Origin of the sequence: Ruegeria sp. HKCCA0235A, assembly GCF_013033235.1 — a bacterium.
Classification (GTDB): domain Bacteria; phylum Pseudomonadota; class Alphaproteobacteria; order Rhodobacterales; family Rhodobacteraceae; genus Ruegeria.
In genome coordinates, this window is record NZ_WQDQ01000001.1 from 513,200 (window position 1) to 530,299 (window position 17,100).

Consider the following 17,100-nt stretch of genomic DNA (forward strand, 5'->3'; position numbering starts at 1 on the left):
GCTGGTTTGAGTATTCAAGCCAAAGCCAATGTTGCAGCGTATATGGCAAGAAACCTTACCAATCGGCTACCGATTCATGACGTCACAGCCCGTACAATCCGCTGAACTTCTGTTCTAGATAGTCCAGCAAAGGTTCGGGCCCCGGCTCTACTCCACTCGCCCTCTGGATAATCTCGCGTGGCGCATAAAGCCCGCCATGTTGCTGGACGTGTTCGCGCAGCCAAGCGGTTGCGCCTGTTGTGTCACCTTCTGCCAGTTGCTCATCCAGTTCAGGAACTGCGCCGCGCAGTGCCTGATACAGACATCCTGCATAGACATTGCCCAGCGAATAGGTCGGGAAGTAACCGAACAGTCCAACCGACCAGTGCACATCCTGCAAACAGCCGTTCGACGGTTTGTCGACCGCATAACCGAAGTCGGCCTTGAACCGGTCATTCCACGCCGCTTCCAGCTCGCTGACCTGCAAGTCCCCGGCCATCAAAGCGCGCTCTAGATCGAACCGAAGCATGATGTGCAGATTATATTGCACTTCATCAGCTTCGGTGCGGATATAGCCGTTGTGAACCCGGTTGACGGTAGCGTAGAAAGCATCTGCATCGGCAATTCCGAAATCGCCGAATGCGTCTTTCATCTGATCGAACAACCATCCCGTAAACGCACGCGAACGGCCAAGCTGGTTTTCATAGATCCGGCTTTGGCTTTCATGCACACCCATGGACACGCCGCGCCCCAGCGGCGTCAGCAGGTAGTCGCGGTCGATCCCCTGTTCGTAAGCCGCGTGGCCGACCTCGTGAATGGTGGAATAAAAGCAGTTGAACGGGTCCGTTTCGCTGGTTCGCGTTGTGATACGCACATCCAGGCCCGAACCCGAGCTGAACGGGTGAACCGCCTTGTCGACACGGCCGTTGTTGAGGCCATAGCCGAAGGCGACCGCCAGTTTTTGCGTAAGCCGCATCTGGGTCAGCTCGTCAAAGCTTCCGGTCAGCGCGGCAGGTTCAGGGCGTTCCAGAACGGCCGCGCGCAAGGCCACAAGACGTGGGCGCATCTCATCGAAAATGGCCGCGATCTGAGCGCCAGTCGTACAGGGTTCATAATCCTCGACCATGGCGTCATAGACGTCTCCGCCCTGTGCCAGCGCCTCGCCTTCCTGACGCTTCAGCGATACGACCTCTTCCAGTACAGGAAGGAAGGCCGAGACATCTTCGTCCGCGCGCGCCTGTGCCCATGTTCCCTGTGCGGCGGACGTGGTCCGGGCAATCGCCGTGGCCAGATCAGCGGGCACCTTGACCGCCCGATCATAGGCGCGCCGGATTTCCCGCAGCTGCGCCTTTCCGACTTCATCCTGAGGCGCGGCCTGATCCAGCCACTCTGCCACGCGCGGATCCGATCGGCGCGCGTGCAGGACGGCCTCGATCGCCGCCATTTCCTCGGCGCGTTGAGGCGAGGCCCCGCGCGGCATGACGGTTTCCTGATCCCAACCCAATCGCCCAGCGATTTGGCCCAGTGCCGAGGTTTCACGCTGAAAAGCCATCAGTTCGTCGAAAGCGGTCATGTTATTTTACTCCGCGCACAGATGTTGCGATTGGATAAGCAGTCAGGAACCGCGCGCGCAAGATCAGGGTCCAGACGACGACGGCCATGAACTGGTGGAAGATGGCGATCTGCCACGGTGCTCCGTAGACGACGGTCACAATGCCGACGACAACTTGCAACGACAGGGCCGCGAAAGCCGCGTTGAAGGCGAAGCGCGTCTGAGGATGCGCGCTGGCGCTGCCGCGGCGCCAGACGACAATAGCAAAGATGAACAACAGGTAACCTGCGCAGCGGTGAATAAACTGCACAAGCCCCGGGCTTTCGAAGAAATTGCGCCACATCGGCTCCAACGCGGTGGCGTCCGGCGGCAGCAGCTGCCCGCCGATCAGCGGCCAATCGGTATAAGACCGTCCAGCGTCGATCCCGGCGACAAGCGCGCCAATGAGTATTTGCAAAAAGGCGAAATGCATCAGGCCGGTGCACAACGAGAACAGTTTCGCTTCCTTCATGCGACGCGCCTGCATCAGGTCACGTTCTTCCCGGCCAAGCTCGAAAATATACCAGGCGAGGAACCCGAGAATTACGAATGCCAGCCCCAGATGGGTGGCCAGGCGATAGCTGGCGACGGCGGTCATCCCCTCGCCCTGCGTCACACCCGATGCGACCATCCACCAGCCGACAGCACCCTGCACACCGCCCAGAAGGCCGGGGATCAGCAGCTTGCCGGTCCAACCCGTGGGTATCTTGCGGGCCACGAGGAAGCTCAGGAAACCGATGGCCCAGACCAGCCCTATCACGCGGCCCAGTTGGCGATGCCCCCATTCCCACCAATAGATGGTTTTGAAGTCGCTCAGCTGCATCCACTGGTTCTGAATGCGCCACTGGTCAATCTGCTTGTACTTGTCGAACTCGGCCTGCCAGTCTGCCTCGCTCAACGGTGGAACGGCTCCGGTGATTGGGCGCCATTCAGTAATCGACAGCCCGCTGTCAGTCAGCCGCGTCAGACCGCCGACAGCGATCATCACCACGACCAAAGCGAACAGGATCATCAGCCAGGCACGGATTGCCTTGCGCGCACCGCCACGCCCCCGGTCGATCATACCGGGTTGAACAGCCTGTTGTTTTTCGGTTTCCGAGACCTCTTCGAAGATGCTGCGCTTACCGCTCATGCTGTCCTCATGTCCTGATTTCGTCGCAAGCTAGGGCTTGGTGGAAGATAGGTCCAGCCTCAGCCTTTGTCTTTCCAGCGGACCATCTGCCGCATGATCCCGTGCAGCATCTGCACGTCGGCCCGCGTCATCCGCATCCGCGACCACAGGTTGCGCAGGTTGATCTTCATACCCTCGGCCTTTTCGGGAGGATAGAAGAACCCGGCCTCTTCCAGCCGGTCCTCGTAGTGTTCGACCAGTTTCTCGACCTCGATCCCCGTGGCCCAGTCCCCCTTGCCCAGATCGGTGGATTCATGAACCACGTCGCCGGTCTGGCGCATCCACTCGTAAGCGGTCAGCAAGACGCATTGGCCCAGGTTCAGCGACGCGTATTCCGGGTTCACGGGCACCGAGATGATTGCGTTTGCCTTGGCGATGTCTTCGTTCTCCAACCCTGCGCGTTCGGGGCCGAACAGAACCGCAACCTTTTCACCCGCCGCGACCTTTTCGGCGGCGATCTGCATGGCACGCTCGGGGCTGTAGACGGGTTTGGTCAACCCGCGTTGCCGAGCAGTGGTGGCGAAGACAAAGGTGCTGTCGGCCAGCGATCCGGCCAGATCGTCAAACAGCTGCGCTTCGTCCAGCAACCGGCCCGCACCGCTGGACATGGCCACTGCCTTGGGGTTTGGCCAGCCGTCGCGAGGCGCCACGATGCGCATCCGGTCCAGTCCAAAGTTCCACATCGCCCGGGCCGCGGCACCGATATTCTCACCCATCTGCGGGCGAACAAGCACGAAGGAAGGCTGGGATTTGTCGCTGGGCATGGTTCACCTTATGAAAACTTGGCCTGCTGTAATCGGCAGGCTCTTGCAGGGCAAGGCGCTGGGGCTGGAATTTGCGTGGTCTCAGCCATAAAAGTTTGCTTCCCCGCCGCAATCCGCTAAACCGCGCCAAAGACCAAAAGCCGAAGGACGCGCCCATGGACACCCCCGAGCAGCCGCAGATTTACCTGATCACGCCTCCGACCATCGAGCTGAGCACGTTCCCCGCCAAACTGGCATCGGTTCTGGACGGGGCCGAGATCGCCTGCATCCGCCTGGCGCTGGCTGGCAACGACGAAGACAGCATCGCCCGTGCTGCTGATGCCTGCCGCGAGGTTGCCCACGCCCGCGACGTGGCCATCGTTATCTCGAACCACGTGCTACTGGCGCAACGTCTGGGGCTGGACGGGGTGCACCTGGATGACGGCGCACGTTCGGTCCGTGCCGCGCGTAAGGAACTGGGTGCGGACGCGATCGTCGGAAGCTTCTGCGGCGCGTCCAGCCATGACGGCATGACGGCGGGTGAACATGGCGCGGATTATGTGGCCTTTGGCCCCGTGGGCACCGCCACGTTGGGCGACGGAACCCGCGCCGAAAAGGATCTGTTCCAATGGTGGTCCGAGATGATCGAAGTCCCGGTCGTGGCCGAAGGCGGCCTGACGCCCGAACTGATCGGCGATCTGGCCCCCTGCACCGATTTCTTCGGCATCGGGGGCGAGATCTGGGGCGATGACGACCCGCTGGGTGCGCTGGACAGGCTGAGGGCGGCAATGTCTTAAGCCAGCAACCAGGGTTCAGCCATCCAATACACGCCGATCCCGGCGATCAGCATCGAGGCCAGAACCGAAATCCGGCCTCGTTTTCTGTGTGACCCGCCTGCAACCAAAAGCGCGCAGGCAAAGGCCACAACAGCCACAAAGCCGACAGGCAGTAGATTTCCGACGCCAAACCCCAAAACAGCCGGGGCCAGATGATCGGGCGGCACCCCGATCTTTGTCAAATCCGAAGCCAGCGCCAATCCGTAAACACAGCCTGCGGCAAACACGGCCAGCAGGCGCCAGACCTGCAAGTGCCGGGCCACCAGGTTCCATAGCGCCAGAATGATGATCGAAGCCACCAAGGCCTGATCCTGCAAGCTTTCCGGCAGGTCCAACACGCCGTACATGTCCAACCCGAGCCCGACAAAAACCCCTGCTGCCAAAAACGCCACCTGAGACATCACAGGCCGCAGGCTCAGCGTCAGCATCACGAGCGTCAGAACAACGATGGTTGGCTTGAGGGGGCTTTGAACAAACCGGCTGATCCCCTTTGCCAAAAACGTCTGCAATGTCTGCTCGGTCGTCAACGACGCCCCCCCCTGCAACGGGATCAACGGGCTGATTTCTCCGGCCGCCAGAAAGCCAGTATACGGGGCCACAACCTTTTGCTGGCGAAGCACGACCGACCCGCCTTGCAACGGCCAGGTCAGGCGCAGGTTCGATGCCTGATCCGACAAATGTGCGGTCAACAACAATTTGGAAACACGCACTTTTTCCACATCCCCCACAACGGGAATGCGCGCACCTTCATAAGACAGGTCCAGGCGTTCAGGCGCTTCGACCACAAGGTTCTGCTTCAAGACCTGAACGAAATTTCTGATCTGCGGTTCCAGTTCCGACGACACCATTCGCCGCAGAGATCGGTACTTTGAATTGCCGGAATAAGCGTCGGGTTGTGTCGGATCGGTACCGACCAGCATGGCCTCGGCGTTCAGTTTCACCTCAAGAAACAGAGTGTCATCCTTGACCCAGAAATCAATGACCGTCGGCGGGGCCGTTTGCGCCTTTACGGATCCCGGATGCAAGGTCAGAAGAACGATAAAACTCAGGGCGCAGGTATTGAGGGCTCGGAGGATGGCACGGAAGACAGGGCCATTCATACGAAACGCTCCAACAGGAAAATATAATCACCAATCATTGCTTTTGATTGTTCCCGCGAAGACCACGGATCGCAAGCCCAAAGGCGATATCGACCCAGGCCGGTCGGGAATCTCTTGTTGCGATGACGTTCCGGCTTGCACGGGCAACACCGCTGCGGCATGACGTCCCCTATGACTCAGAACACCAATATCCTGTGCATCGGCTCGGTCCTGTGGGACGTGATCGGCCGATCGGCCAGCGCCATGCGACAGGGCTCGGACGTGCCGGGCCGGATCACCCGCCTGCCCGGCGGCGTTGCGATGAACATTGCCATGACACTGGTTCGGTTCGGCATGACACCCACCCTGCTGACCGCCATTGGCCGCGATCCCGAAGGCGACGAGCTTGTCCATGCCTGTTCGCGCCTCGGCATGGTGACGGATCACATCTATCGGTCGCAGGATTTGCCGACAGACCGCTATATGGCCGTCGAAGGTGCGAACGGGTTGATCGCGGCGATTGCCGACGCGCATTCGCTGGAGGCCGCAGGCGCTAAAATACTGCATCCCTTGATGCACGGGCCTCTGGGCTATGAGAATGCACCATTTGAGGGCCCGATCGCACTGGATGGCAATCTGACACTGGACCTGCTGGAAGAAATTGCCCAAAGCCCTGCTTTTGCGCGTGCGGATCTGCGCGTGGCACCGGCATCGCCGGGCAAGGCCGAACGACTGCTGCCGTTCCTGAAACACGCCCGCGCCACACTGTACGTGAACCTCGAAGAGGCCGGTATCCTGTGTCAGCGCGAGTTCACCGATTCCGAATCCGCGGCCAAAGGCCTTCTGGATCGCGGCGCGCTGCGTGTGCTGGTCACCGACGGCGGCAATTCGGCAACCATCGGCAGCTCGACAGAAATCCTGACGCAAACACCCCCTGCCGTCCTGGTCACCCGCGTGACCGGTGCCGGGGATACCTTCATGGCGGCCCATATCGCCTCAGAATCCGGCGGTGCATCCAGTGACGAGGCTCTGACCCGCGCTCTGCACGCCGCTGCAACCTACGTTTCCGGAGAAACCCCACTGTGATCGACATCCAATACTCTGCCGAGGTCCGCACCGCCAAAGACGCGGGCCTGCCCATCGTCGCGCTGGAAAGCACCATCATCACCCATGGGATGCCCTATCCGCAGAACATCGAAGTCGCGGCACAGGTCGAACAGGACATCCGCGATGCGGGTGCGGTTCCTGCAACCATGGCCGTGATCGAAGGCAAATTGCATGTCGGGCTAGAGCAGGATCAGCTGCAATGGCTGGGTCAGGCCCAAGGCGTTGCCAAGATCTCGCGCGCGGACATGGCGGCGTGCATCTCGACCGGTGGTACCGGAGCCACCACGGTCGCTGCCACGATGATCGCCGCGCATTATGCCGGGATCGAGGTTTTTGCCACCGGCGGTATCGGCGGCGTGCATCAGGGGGCCGAGACCACCTTCGACATCTCTGCCGATCTGCACGAACTTGGGCATACGCCAGTGACCGTCGTCGCAGCCGGGGCGAAGGCCATCCTGGACCTCGCCAAAACGCTTGAGGTTCTGGAAACCCTGGGCGTGCCTGTGATCGCACATGGCCAGGACGAGTTTCCTGCGTTCTGGTCGGCAAAGTCGCCCTTAAACGCGCCCCTGCGCATGGACAGTGTCGATGCCATCGCCAAAGCCCACACGACCCGCCGCGCGCTGGGTCTGCCCGGCGGGCAGTTGGTGGCGAACCCGATTCCAGCCGCCGATCAAATCCCGGCCGAGGAATTGGCCCCCATCATCGCCGAAGCCCAGTCAGATGCAGATGCCCATCGCATCACCGGCAAAGCCGTGACCCCCTATCTGCTGCAACGTATCTTTGAAAAGACCGAAGGCCGGTCATTGGTCGCCAACATCGCCCTTGTTCGAAACAATGCGCGTTTGGCGGCCAAGATCGCGCAAGCGCTCGTCAAACAGAGGTGACGTTAACCTATTGTACCAAGGCCGTGGATTGACTACCTAAATCCGGAAACCATTCGGAACCGCAATGAATACACCCTTCGACGAAGAGCCTCACCGCCGCCCGGGCATGCTTTCACGGCTGCGCGCGTCCTTTTTGACGGGCATCGTGGTCATTGCGCCTGTCTGGTTGACGGTCTGGCTGATCTGGTCGGTGGTCGGCTGGATAGACAGCGCGGTCCTGCCGCTGGTGCCCCAACAGTTCCAGCCCGAACAATACGTGGGCATCAACCTGCGCGGTGTGGGTGTGGTGATCTTCCTGATCTTCACCGTTCTGGTCGGCTGGATCGCCAAGGGCATTCTGGGCCGTTCCCTGATCCACTTCGCCGAAAGCGTTGTTGATCGGATGCCCGTCGTGCGCTCGGTCTATTCCGGGATCAAGCAAATCTCGGAAACGGTGTTTGCCCAGACGGAGCGTTCTTTTGAAAAAGCCTGCCTGATCCAGTACCCGCGTCGCGGGATCTGGGCCATCGGCTTTGTCTCGACCAGCGCCAAGGGTGAGGTCAGCCAACGCGCCGAAACCGGAGGCGAGCTGTTGAGCGTGTTCGTACCCACAACACCTAACCCGACATCTGGGTTTCTGCTGTTCTTCCCCGCAGAAGACGTGATCCTGCTGGACATGAGCATCGAAGACGCCGCCAAACTGGTGATTTCGGCGGGGCTTGTATACCCGAATGGAAAAGACCCGACACAGCCTCCCGAGTGATCAGCTGAACATCGCAGGCAGATCAATTGTGCTGGTCTGACCCAAATCGTCCTTATGGTTGGCAAGAAAACCGTCTGCGGCGTTCCGTCCGGCCTGTTTCAACTTATGCAGAATGACCGGATTGGGCACGGTTTTGGTGGCAACAGACAGGCTGTTCATCAACTCGTTATCTGCAATCATGTGAACCAGCACGCGGCTCATCTCTCCGGCCGTCAGCTTGCCTTCTTTCAACAACCGCTGGACAAAGCTGATCGCCCGCAACTCGCGAAACAGGGATGAGTTGAAGCTGATCTCGTTGATCCGGTTCTGGATTTGCTGCGGCGTGATCGGAACCTCGTCGCGCTCCAGCGGATTGATGTTCACGATCACCACGTCATCCGGCAAATCAACGTTGAACAGCGGATAGAGCGCCGGATTGCCGGTATACCCTCCGTCCCAATAGGCTTCGGTCCGGTTTGTCTTCGGATTGAAAATCTCAACCGCCTTGAACAGGGTCGGCAAACAGGCCGAGGCCAGGATGGCGTCGGTGCTGATTTCGTCGCCGGTAAAGACGCGGATCTTGCCGCTGCGTACGCAAGTGGCACACACAAACAGGCGCGGGCCTTCATCTGCGCACACCTCGTCGAAATTGAACCTGTCCACCACCGGCTTCAAAGGGTTGCTGTAGAACGGCCCGTACGCATAGGGCGACACCATCCGCGACCAGGCATCCCCGATCGAAAACGGCACCGAATATTCCATCGCCTGCGCAATGGCCGCCGGTTCAAGGCCGCGAAACCAGTTGGCAAAGCGCATGTCGCCAATAGCGCCCATGCGCTTCCACAACCCGTCCAGGCGCGCCCGTGCACCTTCGCGCCCGGAATGAACCATACCAGACTTGTAGGCCGCACCGTTCAGCGCCCCTGCGGAAGTTCCGGTAATGGCAGCGACTTCGATGTCTTCCTCGTCCAGCAGCCGGTCGAGCACACCCCAGGTGAACGCCCCATGCGCCCCACCCCCCTGCAAAGCCAGATTGATCCGCTTCATGCCGCAACCCCTTCATCTTTTTCAAAATACTCTGGGGGTGTGGGGGCAGCGCCCCCGCAAAACCTCAAAGCGCGGTCCAGCCACCATCGACGGAAATTGTGGTTCCGGTGATCTGAGCGGCCGCGTCCGAACACAGAAAGATAGTCGTTCCACCCAGTTGCTCGACCGTGGCGAATTCCTTGGACGGTTGCCGTTCCAAAAGAACGTTCTTCACAACGTCTTCACGGCTCATGTTGTATTCTTTCATCGTGTCGGGAATCTGGGACTCGACCAGCGGCGTCAGCACATATCCCGGGCAGATGGCGTTGCAGGTGATCGGCTCCTGCGCTGTTTCCAGCGCTACGGTCTTGGTCATTCCAACCACACCGTGCTTGGCCGCAACATATGCCGCCTTGAAAGGGGATGCCGTCAGACCGTGGGCCGAGGCGATGTTCACCACACGTCCCCAACCCGCCTTGCGCATCATTGGCAACGCGGCCGCCGTGGTGTGAAAGGCCGAGTTCATGTTGATTGCGATAATCGCATCCCATTTATCAACCGGGAATTTGTCGATCGGTGAGACATGCTGAATCCCGGCATTGTTCACCAGAATGTCACAAGACCCCGCCTGTTCGATCAAGGATCGGCATTCCTCGCCCTTGGACATGTCGGCCTTGATGTAGCGCGCATTGGTTCCGGTCTCTTTCGCAATCTGCGCGGCCAGCGCGTGATCTTCATCGCGATCGGTAAAGGAATTCAGAACCACATCGGCACCGGCCTTGGCCAGCTCGCGTGCGACGCCCAGGCCGATGCCCGAATTTGATCCCGTGATGATTGCCGTTTTGCCGGACAGGCTCATGTCCATTCTCCCTTAAGCGTTGATCAGGCGCACCATGCCATGCTGCACCTGCAAAGAAAACGGGGAAACATGTGGGATGGGAATACCGGCCTGAGACTTCCACAGGCAAAAAAAACGCCCGCACGAAGCGGGCGTTAAGTTATTGAGGCAGGTTTCATACAGGCAAGAAACCTATCGAGCAGTGCAACCTTTATAAGCAATTCTGCGCCTTGGTCCAAGCTAAAAGTTTGATAATAAGAAAAATCATCACTACGGTGAATACCAACAAAATAAGGCCAGAGCAGGATTGTTTCCAAAATGAGCCCGGATTTTCTCCGTCCGTTTCGATCACTTGTGGCGGGAATCGCCACCATTTTCGTGATCTCTGTCGCCCATGCAGAATCGTCTCATGGCATAGCTATGTATGGGGACCCGGCCCTACCACCGGATTTTGTGTCCCTCCCATACGCCAACCCGGATGCCCCCAAAGGCGGCAAAGCGGTGTTCGGAAACACGGGCGGCTTTAACAGCCTGAACCCGTTTTTGCAAAAAGGCACCTCGCCATGGCAATTGCCTTTCTGGACCCATGAAAGCCTGATGGGGCGGTCATGGGACGAACCTTTCACACTTTACGGGCTGTTAGCCGAATCAGTTGAGACCGATCCAGACCGGTCCTGGGTCGAATTCACCCTGCGGGAGGAGGCGCGGTTTTCCGACGGCAGTCCGGTCACGATCGATGATGTTATCTGGTCTTACGAAACGTTGGGCACGCAGGGGCATCTGCGCTATCGCGGTCTTTGGGGCAAGATCGACAGTATCGAACAAACCGGCCCGCGTTCGGTGCGGATCACGTTCAATGAACCCGACCGAGAGCTTGCGCTGCTGGCCGGGATGCGCCCGATCCTGAAAAAGGCGCAATGGGAGGGCAAGGATTTCGCGGATGCACAACTGCATGATGTGCCGATTGGAACCGGCCCCTATGTGATCGAAAGCTATGAAGCGGGACGCTTTGTGAATCTGCGACGCAATCCGGACTATTGGGGGAACGACATCCCGTTTCGCCGCGGCACCATGAACCTTGATGAGCTGCGGATCGAATTCTACGGCGACGGCAGCGTCTTGTTCGAAGCTTTCAAGGCCGGAGAGCTGTCAGCCGTGCGTGAATTCAACGCCGACAAATGGGACACGCAATACAACTTTCCCGCCGTGCAGCGCGGCGATGTCATCAAGACCGAAATTCCGCATGGAAAACCTTCGGGAATGACCGGATTCGTGATGAACACACGAAAGGCTCCGTTCGACGACTGGCGCGTGCGCGAAGCGCTGATGCTCGCGTTCAACTTCGATTTCATCAACGATACGGTAACCGGTGGTGCGCAACCAAGGATCACGTCTTATTTCTCGGGCTCCGACCTTGCGATGCAGCCCGGCCCGGCCCAGGGGCAGGTAAAAGACCTGTTGCTTCCTTTCGCTGACATCCTGTTGCCCGGCACGCTGGAAGGGTATGAACTGCCGAAAGGCGACGGGTCGGCCCGGAACCGGGCAAACCTCCGCAAGGCCGCCGGACTATTGGCCGAGGCGGGATGGACCGTTCAGGATGGCGTGCTGCGCAATGCAAATGGTGATGCCTTTCAGATGACTTTCCTGCTTCAACAGGGTGACAGCGAGATGGCAACCGTGGTCGAGATCTATTCCCGCGCGCTGGAACGTCTTGGCATCCGGGTCACGACGGAACAGGTCGACAATGCCCAATATGTCGGGCGCACGTCTGAACTGGACTTTGACGTCACGACGTTCCGCCGGGCGCTTTCCCTGTCTCCCGGCAATGAGCAGCGTCTTTATTGGGGCAGCGAAACTGCCAATGCGCCCGGCACTCGCAACCTGATGGGCGTATCTTCGCCCGCAGTTGATGCCATGATCGATGCCATGCTGGCCTCAAAAACCCGCCAGGACTTTACCGCGGCCACCCGCGCGCTGGACCGGGTATTGACGGCAGGCCGCTATGTCATCCCGATCTGGAGCTTTGACATCGGGCGTATTGCTCATGTCAAAGAGCTGAAGCACCCGGAAACCCTGCCCATCTATGGCGACGGTCCGCAATACATGCCCGAAGTCTGGTGGTACGACGCCCGGTAAAAGGCGCAAACCCAAGACCAGCCGTTCTACATGTGAATTCGGCTGGTCTTTCCAATTGAAGTTTCCGAAAGACGGAAGCTTGAAGTTCCAGCTGTTTCATACAAATAGCGCTCAGGAAAATTCCACCAATCGGCAAATTTCAGCACATTGCCATCCCACACAAGATATCGTTTGGCCGCATTGGAAGCATCGTAATCAGCGACCAACATCGTCACATGCAAGCGATCCGGAAAGAAACACCCACAAACAGTTTTATTTATCTGGAAAATATGCATATATTTTGCGCATTTAGGCTTAATAACAGGCTGGCGATGACCCCGCCACTCTGCCTGCCGGGACAATCTGGCGCTGCGGATTACAGAACAACCGGGCCCGCCACCACTCACACCAAATGTAGGCCCGCCGGCCCGTTGCGGAAACTTCGCAGCGGGCATTTTTCCCCTCAAGAAGGAGAGGTCCAGCACTGCGACATTTTGTCATGTCTTACGTTACGGCACCCTATCCGTACTCTGAAGCGGGGGAGAGCAGTCCTAATCGTTGCTAAGGGAAGCTCATTGATGATGAACTGGACCGATCTTACGAACGACTGGAATGCGGCATGCGAACGCGCAAAGCGGCGTTTTCCGAACCTGCGTGACAAGGACATGATGCGCGTGTTGAAGGATCGAAAAGGGTTTGAAGCCTATTTGGCCGAACGTCACCAACTTACGATAAATGAGGCGCATGAAGAGGTCGAAGATTTCCTGTTCACCGAAGGGCTGAACCGGGAATTCAGCAGAACCGCTTTAGGCAAGTGATGTAACCCAAAGGATCGTCGCGTCTTCGTCACTGACGGAAATCACGTTGTGGCCCATGCTGCCATCGTAATACGCGCTGTCCCCTCTGCGCATCTCAACCGGCTCGTAAAACTCGGTGTAAAGCTTGACGACACCGGTCAGCACATACATGAATTCTTCGCCGTCATGGCGCACCCAGCCGTCAAATTCATCCATTGATCTTGCGCGGACCCGCGCACGATAGGGCAGCATCTGTTTCTTGGTCAGGGTTTCGGCCAGCAACTCATGCTCATAGGTTGTGGTGGCATGAGCCGTGCCGTCGCCCACACGGGTGATCGCCATGCGTCCGATCACCTGATCGCGTTGGGGCGGCGTAAACAGTTGAGGAACAGAAATCTCCAGCCCGGTCGCAAGCTTCTTGAGCGCGTCGTAAGTCGGCGACATCTGCCCGTTTTCAATCTTGCTGAGGGTCGAGCGTGCCAATCCGGCCTGACTGGCGGCCTGTTCCAATGTCCATTCCCGCGCTTTGCGCAGCTCTCGCACACGTGCGCCAAGGTCCAGCGGTTCGACTTCGGTATGGTCGCCAGAGTCGCGGGCAATTCGGATCAGAGATTTGGGGTCTTGAGTGCTCATGACCCTTCTATAGGCCCGGCCAGCCACGCTTGCAACGCGGCAGGCGGCGCGATAGCCAGAGGCCATGTTGTCAATCTTCGATCAGGGGTCGCCCGCACCCTGCCCCACGCCATTCAATCTGGCAGCCCATGTTCTGGGCCGTGCCGATCACGCGCAGGATAAAGTGGCTTTGTCGATATTGCGCCCGAACGGCGCGCAGGACTGGACCTATCGCGATCTGAAAGCGGCTGTGCTGGGCACAGGCACGGGATTGCTGCGGGCCGGGTTGAAACCCGGTGATATCGCCCTGATGCGGCTGGGAAACACGGTGGATTTCCCGATTGCCTATCTGGGGGCAATTGCCGTGGGCATCGTGCCGGTGCCGACATCGTCACAACTGACGGAACCCGAAACCGCCAAAATGATCGACGAGCTTTCTCCGGCGGTGATTCTGCGTGATCCGGGCGTTGCCTGCGCCTCGCATTCCAAGCAGATCGGGCTGGACGCGCTGAAAGCGATGCGATGCCTGCCCCCGGCAGAATTTGACATGGGCGATCCGGAACGTATGGCCTATGTCGTCTATACCTCTGGAACCTCGGGCAAGCCTCGTGCCGTGGCCCATGCCCACCGGGCAATCTGGGCGCGGCAGATGATGGTTGATGGCTGGTATGGTCTGCGCGAGACCGACCGGCTGTGTCACGCCGGAGCATTCAACTGGACCTATACGCTGGGCACCGGCCTGATGGATCCATGGACCATGGGCGCAACTGCCCTGATCCCCGCGCCCGGCACCGAAATCACGGCCCTGCCTGCCCTGCTGCGCCAGCATGGCGCAACGATCTTTGCAGCGGCCCCCGGGGTCTATCGCAAGATGGTGCAAGGGTGCGATCGAATGGAGCTGCCAGACCTGCGCCACGGCTTGTGCGCGGGTGAGAAACTGTCGCGCACGCTGCACGAACAATGGCGAAAGGCCACCGGCACCGAGTTGTTCGAAGCCTATGGCATGTCCGAATGCTCTACCTTCATTTCTTCCAGCCCGGATCACCCCGCGCGCAGCGACGCATTAGGACAACCGCAACCGGGGCGTCGTGTGGCGATCCTTGGTCCGGACGGTCCGGTGCCAAAGGGCCAAGAAGGCACTATCGCCATTCACCGCACTGACCCCGGTTTGATGCTGACCTATCTCAACGCACCCGATGAGGTTGAAACACGGATACAGGGAGAGTGGTTTTTGACCGGCGATCAGGGCGCCATGGCCGTGGATGGTCAGATCAGCTATCTGGGCCGCGACGACGATATGATGAACGCGGGTGGCTATCGCGTGTCCCCGGTCGAGGTCGAAGCCGCCCTGTCCCGCTTTCCGGGCATCACTCAGGTCGGCGCCGCCGCGGTCGAGGTCAAACCGGACACATTTGTGATAGCGGCCTTCTATACGGGCCCGGAAAAGCTGGACGATGCGGCCTTGCGCACCTATGTCGAAGCCAACCTGGCGCGTTACAAACAACCACGCGCCTTCATCCATCTGCCCGCCCTGCCGACCGGCGGAAACGGCAAACTCCTGCGCCGGGCGCTGCCGGCCTATTTCGAGGCACCAACAAAATGACCCAGACCGTCAAGCTCGACATCCTGTCCGATCCGATCTGCCCGTGGTGCTATATCGGCAAGACTCAACTGGACAAGGCGCTGGCCAACGTACCCGACCACCCCTTTGTCATTGAATGGCATCCGTTCCAGTTGAATCCTGACATGCCGGATGCAGGAATGGATCGGCGCGAATATCTCGAGCGCAAGTTCGGCGGCAAGGACGGCGCTGTTCGCGCCTATGCGCCGGTGGTGGAACATGCCGAAAAGGCCGGTCTGAACATCAACTTCGAGGCCATGAAACGAACCCCCAACACGCTGGATGCGCATCGCCTGATCCATTGGGCTGGCATCGAAGGCAAGCAGAATGCCGTCGTCGACGCGCTGTTCGACGCCTATTTCGTGCAGGGTCGCGACATCGGCGACCACGAAGTCTTGGCCGATATCGCAGACAGCGCCGGAATGGACGCCGCCGTGGTCATGAAGCTGCTGAAATCAGACGCCGACCGCGAGGATATCCGCAGCCGCGATGCTCATTCCCGCCAAATGGGTGTGAGCTCGGTCCCGACCTTCATTGTCGCCAATCAACACGCAGTTCCTGGTGCCCAACCTCCTGAAATGTGGGAGAAAGTGATCACTGAAATCATGTCTCAACTTGAGGCTTCCCCTGCAGAATAGCACAGAGGTCTGTGCAAATTTCCAGTCTGGCCTATGCCGACCCGCCGTGATAGCGCGAACGGGTTAGGAGGTCTTCATGGCCAATCGCATGTCGAAGGCGGAATTCATTGCGCTGATTGCAATGATGTTCGCCACCATCGCGTTTTCGATCGATTCAATGCTGCCTGCGCTGCCCGAGATCGGCGCGCAGCTCAGCCCCGATGACGTTAACCGTGCCCAACTGATCCTGACGTCATTTGTGTTGGGCATGGGGATCGGCACGTTTTTCACAGGCCCGCTTTCGGATGCGCTGGGACGCAAGCCGGTCATTTACGGCGGCGCGGCTTTGTACATTGCGGCGTCTGCTGTCGCATGGGCCAGTTCTTCACTGGAACTGGTCTTGATTGCACGTGTGGTTCAGGGCCTGGGCGCCGCAGGTCCGCGCGTGGTGGCCATGGCGATCATTCGCGACTTGTATTCAGGCCGCGAAATGGCGCGGATCATCTCAATCGCGATGATGATTTTCACGTTGGTACCCGCGGCGGCACCGATGCTGGGCGCCGGTGTGATCGCTTTGTTCGGATGGCGCGGGATCTTTGTGTCTTTCATTCTGTTTGCGTTGATCATCATTTCCTGGATGGGCGTTCGGTTGCCGGAATCTCTGGCCCGTGAAAACCGTCGTCCCTTCCGCATTCCGTTGATGTTCTCGGCCACGAAAGAAATGTTCTCGCATCCGACCGTGCGCCTTTCGATCATGGTTCAGACCCTGTGCATGGGGGTGCTGTTCACCATGCTGACAATGGTTCAGCCCGTTTATGACGTTATCCATGACCGCGCCGAAAGCTTTCCGTTCTGGTTCGGGTTCGTGGCGCTGATGTCCGGGTCGGCCAGTTTGCTGAACGCGGCACTAGTGGTGCGTGTGGGCATGCGCCGGATGGTGACATGGGCGCTGGGGGGGCAAATCGTGATTACCACCTTTGTCATGACCCTGAACGCCGCGCATCTTTCGCCAGACGCCTCATTCGCGCTGTTTGTGTTCTGGCAAACCATGGTGTTTTTCATGGCCGGCGTGACGCTGGGCAACCTGAACGCCATCGCGATGGAGCCGATGGGACATATTGCCGGAATGGCAGCCTCGGTCATCGGATCGATATCGACGGTGCTGGCCGCTGCCATCGCCGCCCCGATCGGGTTGTTGTTCGACGGTTCGATCGCGCCTTTGACCTTCGGCATCCTGAGCATGTGCATTCTGGCCTTCGGGCTTATGCTGCACATGGGCCGCGTTGAAGAACGTCTGCCAGCCTGATCTGTGCGACTCGTCAGAAACACGCTACCCTCGTCCTGAACCAAGCGGAGGGCT

Annotated in this window: 17 protein-coding genes; 9 read left to right on the forward strand and 8 right to left on the reverse strand. The window is 59.2% G+C overall.

Annotated elements, in window-relative coordinates; genetic code table 11:
• Positions 1-82 precede the first annotated feature (82 nt).
• The 3 genes from GOW56_RS02535 to GOW56_RS02545 are packed head-to-tail and all read right to left on the reverse strand — an operon-like array spanning position 83 to position 3,505.
• Positions 83-1,552, reverse strand: coding sequence for a carboxypeptidase M32 (locus GOW56_RS02535; protein WP_171204844.1), 1,470 nt, complete (start codon positions 1,550-1,552; stop codon positions 83-85).
• A 1-nt stretch (position 1,553) separates the two neighbouring features.
• Complete coding sequence (ctaA, locus tag GOW56_RS02540; RefSeq protein WP_171204845.1) at positions 1,554-2,702, reverse strand: heme A synthase; 1,149 nt, start codon at positions 2,700-2,702, stop codon at positions 1,554-1,556.
• 59 nt (positions 2,703-2,761) lie between these two features.
• On the reverse strand, positions 2,762-3,505 hold the full coding sequence (locus GOW56_RS02545; protein WP_170344120.1) for an RNA methyltransferase: 744 nt from the start codon (positions 3,503-3,505) through the stop codon (positions 2,762-2,764).
• A 155-nt stretch (positions 3,506-3,660) separates the two neighbouring features.
• On the opposite strand from GOW56_RS02545, the gene GOW56_RS02550 reads away from it, so the two are divergent.
• Positions 3,661-4,281, forward strand: coding sequence for a thiamine phosphate synthase (locus GOW56_RS02550; RefSeq protein ID WP_171204846.1), 621 nt, complete (start codon positions 3,661-3,663; stop codon positions 4,279-4,281).
• Here the strand turns inward: GOW56_RS02550 and GOW56_RS02555 are convergent.
• Positions 4,278-5,420 (reverse strand): HupE/UreJ family protein, encoded by a 1,143-nt coding sequence (locus tag GOW56_RS02555; RefSeq protein WP_171204847.1) that lies wholly within the window; start codon positions 5,418-5,420, stop codon positions 4,278-4,280. The two genes, GOW56_RS02550 and GOW56_RS02555, sit on opposite strands and share 4 nt — an antisense overlap.
• A gap of 171 nt (positions 5,421-5,591) precedes the next feature.
• Between GOW56_RS02555 and GOW56_RS02560 the strand changes: the two genes are divergently transcribed.
• The 3 genes from GOW56_RS02560 to GOW56_RS02570 all read left to right on the forward strand — a co-directional run bounded on the left by GOW56_RS02560 (position 5,592) and on the right by GOW56_RS02570 (position 8,135).
• Positions 5,592-6,485, forward strand: coding sequence for a PfkB family carbohydrate kinase (locus GOW56_RS02560; RefSeq protein ID WP_152458128.1), 894 nt, complete (start codon positions 5,592-5,594; stop codon positions 6,483-6,485).
• Positions 6,482-7,393: a pseudouridine-5'-phosphate glycosidase gene (locus tag GOW56_RS02565; protein ID WP_171204848.1), complete on the forward strand. Its 912-nt coding sequence runs from the start codon at positions 6,482-6,484 to the stop codon at positions 7,391-7,393. Before GOW56_RS02560 ends, GOW56_RS02565 begins: the two co-directional genes overlap by 4 nt.
• A 64-nt stretch (positions 7,394-7,457) precedes the next feature.
• Complete coding sequence (locus tag GOW56_RS02570; RefSeq protein WP_152458130.1) at positions 7,458-8,135, forward strand: DUF502 domain-containing protein; 678 nt, start codon at positions 7,458-7,460, stop codon at positions 8,133-8,135.
• Here GOW56_RS02570 and GOW56_RS02575 read toward each other — a convergent pair whose 3' ends face one another.
• Together GOW56_RS02575 and GOW56_RS02580 are read right to left on the reverse strand one after the other, a co-directional pair.
• Positions 8,136-9,161 carry a patatin-like phospholipase family protein gene (locus tag GOW56_RS02575; RefSeq protein WP_171204849.1) on the reverse strand — a complete coding sequence of 342 codons (1,026 nt, stop codon included), beginning with the start codon at positions 9,159-9,161 and terminating at the stop codon, positions 8,136-8,138.
• A gap of 64 nt (positions 9,162-9,225) precedes the next feature.
• On the reverse strand, positions 9,226-9,999 hold the full coding sequence (locus tag GOW56_RS02580) for a 3-hydroxybutyrate dehydrogenase (RefSeq protein WP_171204850.1): 774 nt from the start codon (positions 9,997-9,999) through the stop codon (positions 9,226-9,228).
• Between the two features lie 297 nt (positions 10,000-10,296).
• Here GOW56_RS02580 and GOW56_RS02585 point away from each other — a divergent pair, with 297 nt between their 5' ends.
• Positions 10,297-12,114 (forward strand): extracellular solute-binding protein, encoded by a 1,818-nt coding sequence (locus GOW56_RS02585; RefSeq protein ID WP_171204851.1) that lies wholly within the window; start codon positions 10,297-10,299, stop codon positions 12,112-12,114.
• Positions 12,115-12,140: 26 nt separating this feature from the next.
• On the opposite strand, the gene GOW56_RS02590 is transcribed toward GOW56_RS02585, so the two are convergent.
• Positions 12,141-12,548 (reverse strand): hypothetical protein, encoded by a 408-nt coding sequence (locus tag GOW56_RS02590; protein ID WP_171204852.1) that lies wholly within the window; start codon positions 12,546-12,548, stop codon positions 12,141-12,143.
• Positions 12,549-12,671: 123 nt separating this feature from the next.
• Between GOW56_RS02590 and GOW56_RS02595 the strand changes: the two genes are divergently transcribed.
• A complete protein-coding gene (locus GOW56_RS02595) occupies positions 12,672-12,911 on the forward strand; it encodes a hypothetical protein (RefSeq protein WP_171167900.1) in 240 nt (79 codons plus the stop codon).
• Here GOW56_RS02595 and GOW56_RS02600 read toward each other — a convergent pair.
• Positions 12,900-13,523, reverse strand: coding sequence for a helix-turn-helix domain-containing protein (locus tag GOW56_RS02600; RefSeq protein WP_171167898.1), 624 nt, complete (start codon positions 13,521-13,523; stop codon positions 12,900-12,902). The genes GOW56_RS02595 and GOW56_RS02600 overlap by 12 nt on opposite strands.
• A 64-nt stretch (positions 13,524-13,587) precedes the next feature.
• Between GOW56_RS02600 and GOW56_RS02605 the strand changes: the two genes are divergently transcribed.
• The 3 genes from GOW56_RS02605 to GOW56_RS02615 all read left to right on the forward strand — a co-directional run bounded on the left by GOW56_RS02605 (position 13,588) and on the right by GOW56_RS02615 (position 17,046).
• The gene (locus tag GOW56_RS02605; protein WP_171204853.1) at positions 13,588-15,105 is read left to right on the forward strand and encodes a class I adenylate-forming enzyme family protein; all 1,518 of its coding nucleotides are present in this window, start codon (positions 13,588-13,590) and stop codon (positions 15,103-15,105) included.
• On the forward strand, positions 15,102-15,761 hold the full coding sequence (locus GOW56_RS02610; protein WP_171204854.1) for a DsbA family oxidoreductase: 660 nt from the start codon (positions 15,102-15,104) through the stop codon (positions 15,759-15,761). The genes GOW56_RS02605 and GOW56_RS02610 overlap by 4 nt, the downstream gene beginning before the upstream one ends.
• Positions 15,762-15,837: 76 nt before the next feature.
• Positions 15,838-17,046 (forward strand): multidrug effflux MFS transporter, encoded by a 1,209-nt coding sequence (locus GOW56_RS02615; RefSeq protein ID WP_171204855.1) that lies wholly within the window; start codon positions 15,838-15,840, stop codon positions 17,044-17,046.
• Positions 17,047-17,100 lie beyond the last annotated feature (54 nt).

Bases quoted from the DNA above. Each gene is read 5' to 3' on its own strand.
- GOW56_RS02605 (WP_171204853.1), top strand. From the start codon at position 13,588: ATGTTGTCAATCTTCGATCAGGGGTCGCCCGCACCCTGCCCCACGCCA.
- GOW56_RS02580 (WP_171204850.1), bottom strand. From the start codon at position 9,999: ATGAGCCTGTCCGGCAAAACGGCAATCATCACGGGATCAAATTCGGGC.
- GOW56_RS02595 (WP_171167900.1), top strand. From the start codon at position 12,672: ATGATGAACTGGACCGATCTTACGAACGACTGGAATGCGGCATGCGAA.
- GOW56_RS02600 (WP_171167898.1), bottom strand. From the start codon at position 13,523: ATGAGCACTCAAGACCCCAAATCTCTGATCCGAATTGCCCGCGACTCT.
- GOW56_RS02550 (WP_171204846.1), top strand. From the start codon at position 3,661: ATGGACACCCCCGAGCAGCCGCAGATTTACCTGATCACGCCTCCGACC.
- GOW56_RS02585 (WP_171204851.1), top strand. From the start codon at position 10,297: ATGAGCCCGGATTTTCTCCGTCCGTTTCGATCACTTGTGGCGGGAATC.
- GOW56_RS02545 (WP_170344120.1), bottom strand. From the start codon at position 3,505: ATGCCCAGCGACAAATCCCAGCCTTCCTTCGTGCTTGTTCGCCCGCAG.
- GOW56_RS02570 (WP_152458130.1), top strand. From the start codon at position 7,458: ATGAATACACCCTTCGACGAAGAGCCTCACCGCCGCCCGGGCATGCTT.
- GOW56_RS02610 (WP_171204854.1), top strand. From the start codon at position 15,102: ATGACCCAGACCGTCAAGCTCGACATCCTGTCCGATCCGATCTGCCCG.
- GOW56_RS02575 (WP_171204849.1), bottom strand. From the start codon at position 9,161: ATGAAGCGGATCAATCTGGCTTTGCAGGGGGGTGGGGCGCATGGGGCG.
- GOW56_RS02590 (WP_171204852.1), bottom strand. From the start codon at position 12,548: ATGCCCGCTGCGAAGTTTCCGCAACGGGCCGGCGGGCCTACATTTGGT.
- GOW56_RS02560 (WP_152458128.1), top strand. From the start codon at position 5,592: ATGACTCAGAACACCAATATCCTGTGCATCGGCTCGGTCCTGTGGGAC.
- ctaA (WP_171204845.1), bottom strand. From the start codon at position 2,702: ATGAGCGGTAAGCGCAGCATCTTCGAAGAGGTCTCGGAAACCGAAAAA.
- GOW56_RS02615 (WP_171204855.1), top strand. From the start codon at position 15,838: ATGGCCAATCGCATGTCGAAGGCGGAATTCATTGCGCTGATTGCAATG.
- GOW56_RS02535 (WP_171204844.1), bottom strand. From the start codon at position 1,552: ATGACCGCTTTCGACGAACTGATGGCTTTTCAGCGTGAAACCTCGGCA.
- GOW56_RS02555 (WP_171204847.1), bottom strand. From the start codon at position 5,420: ATGAATGGCCCTGTCTTCCGTGCCATCCTCCGAGCCCTCAATACCTGC.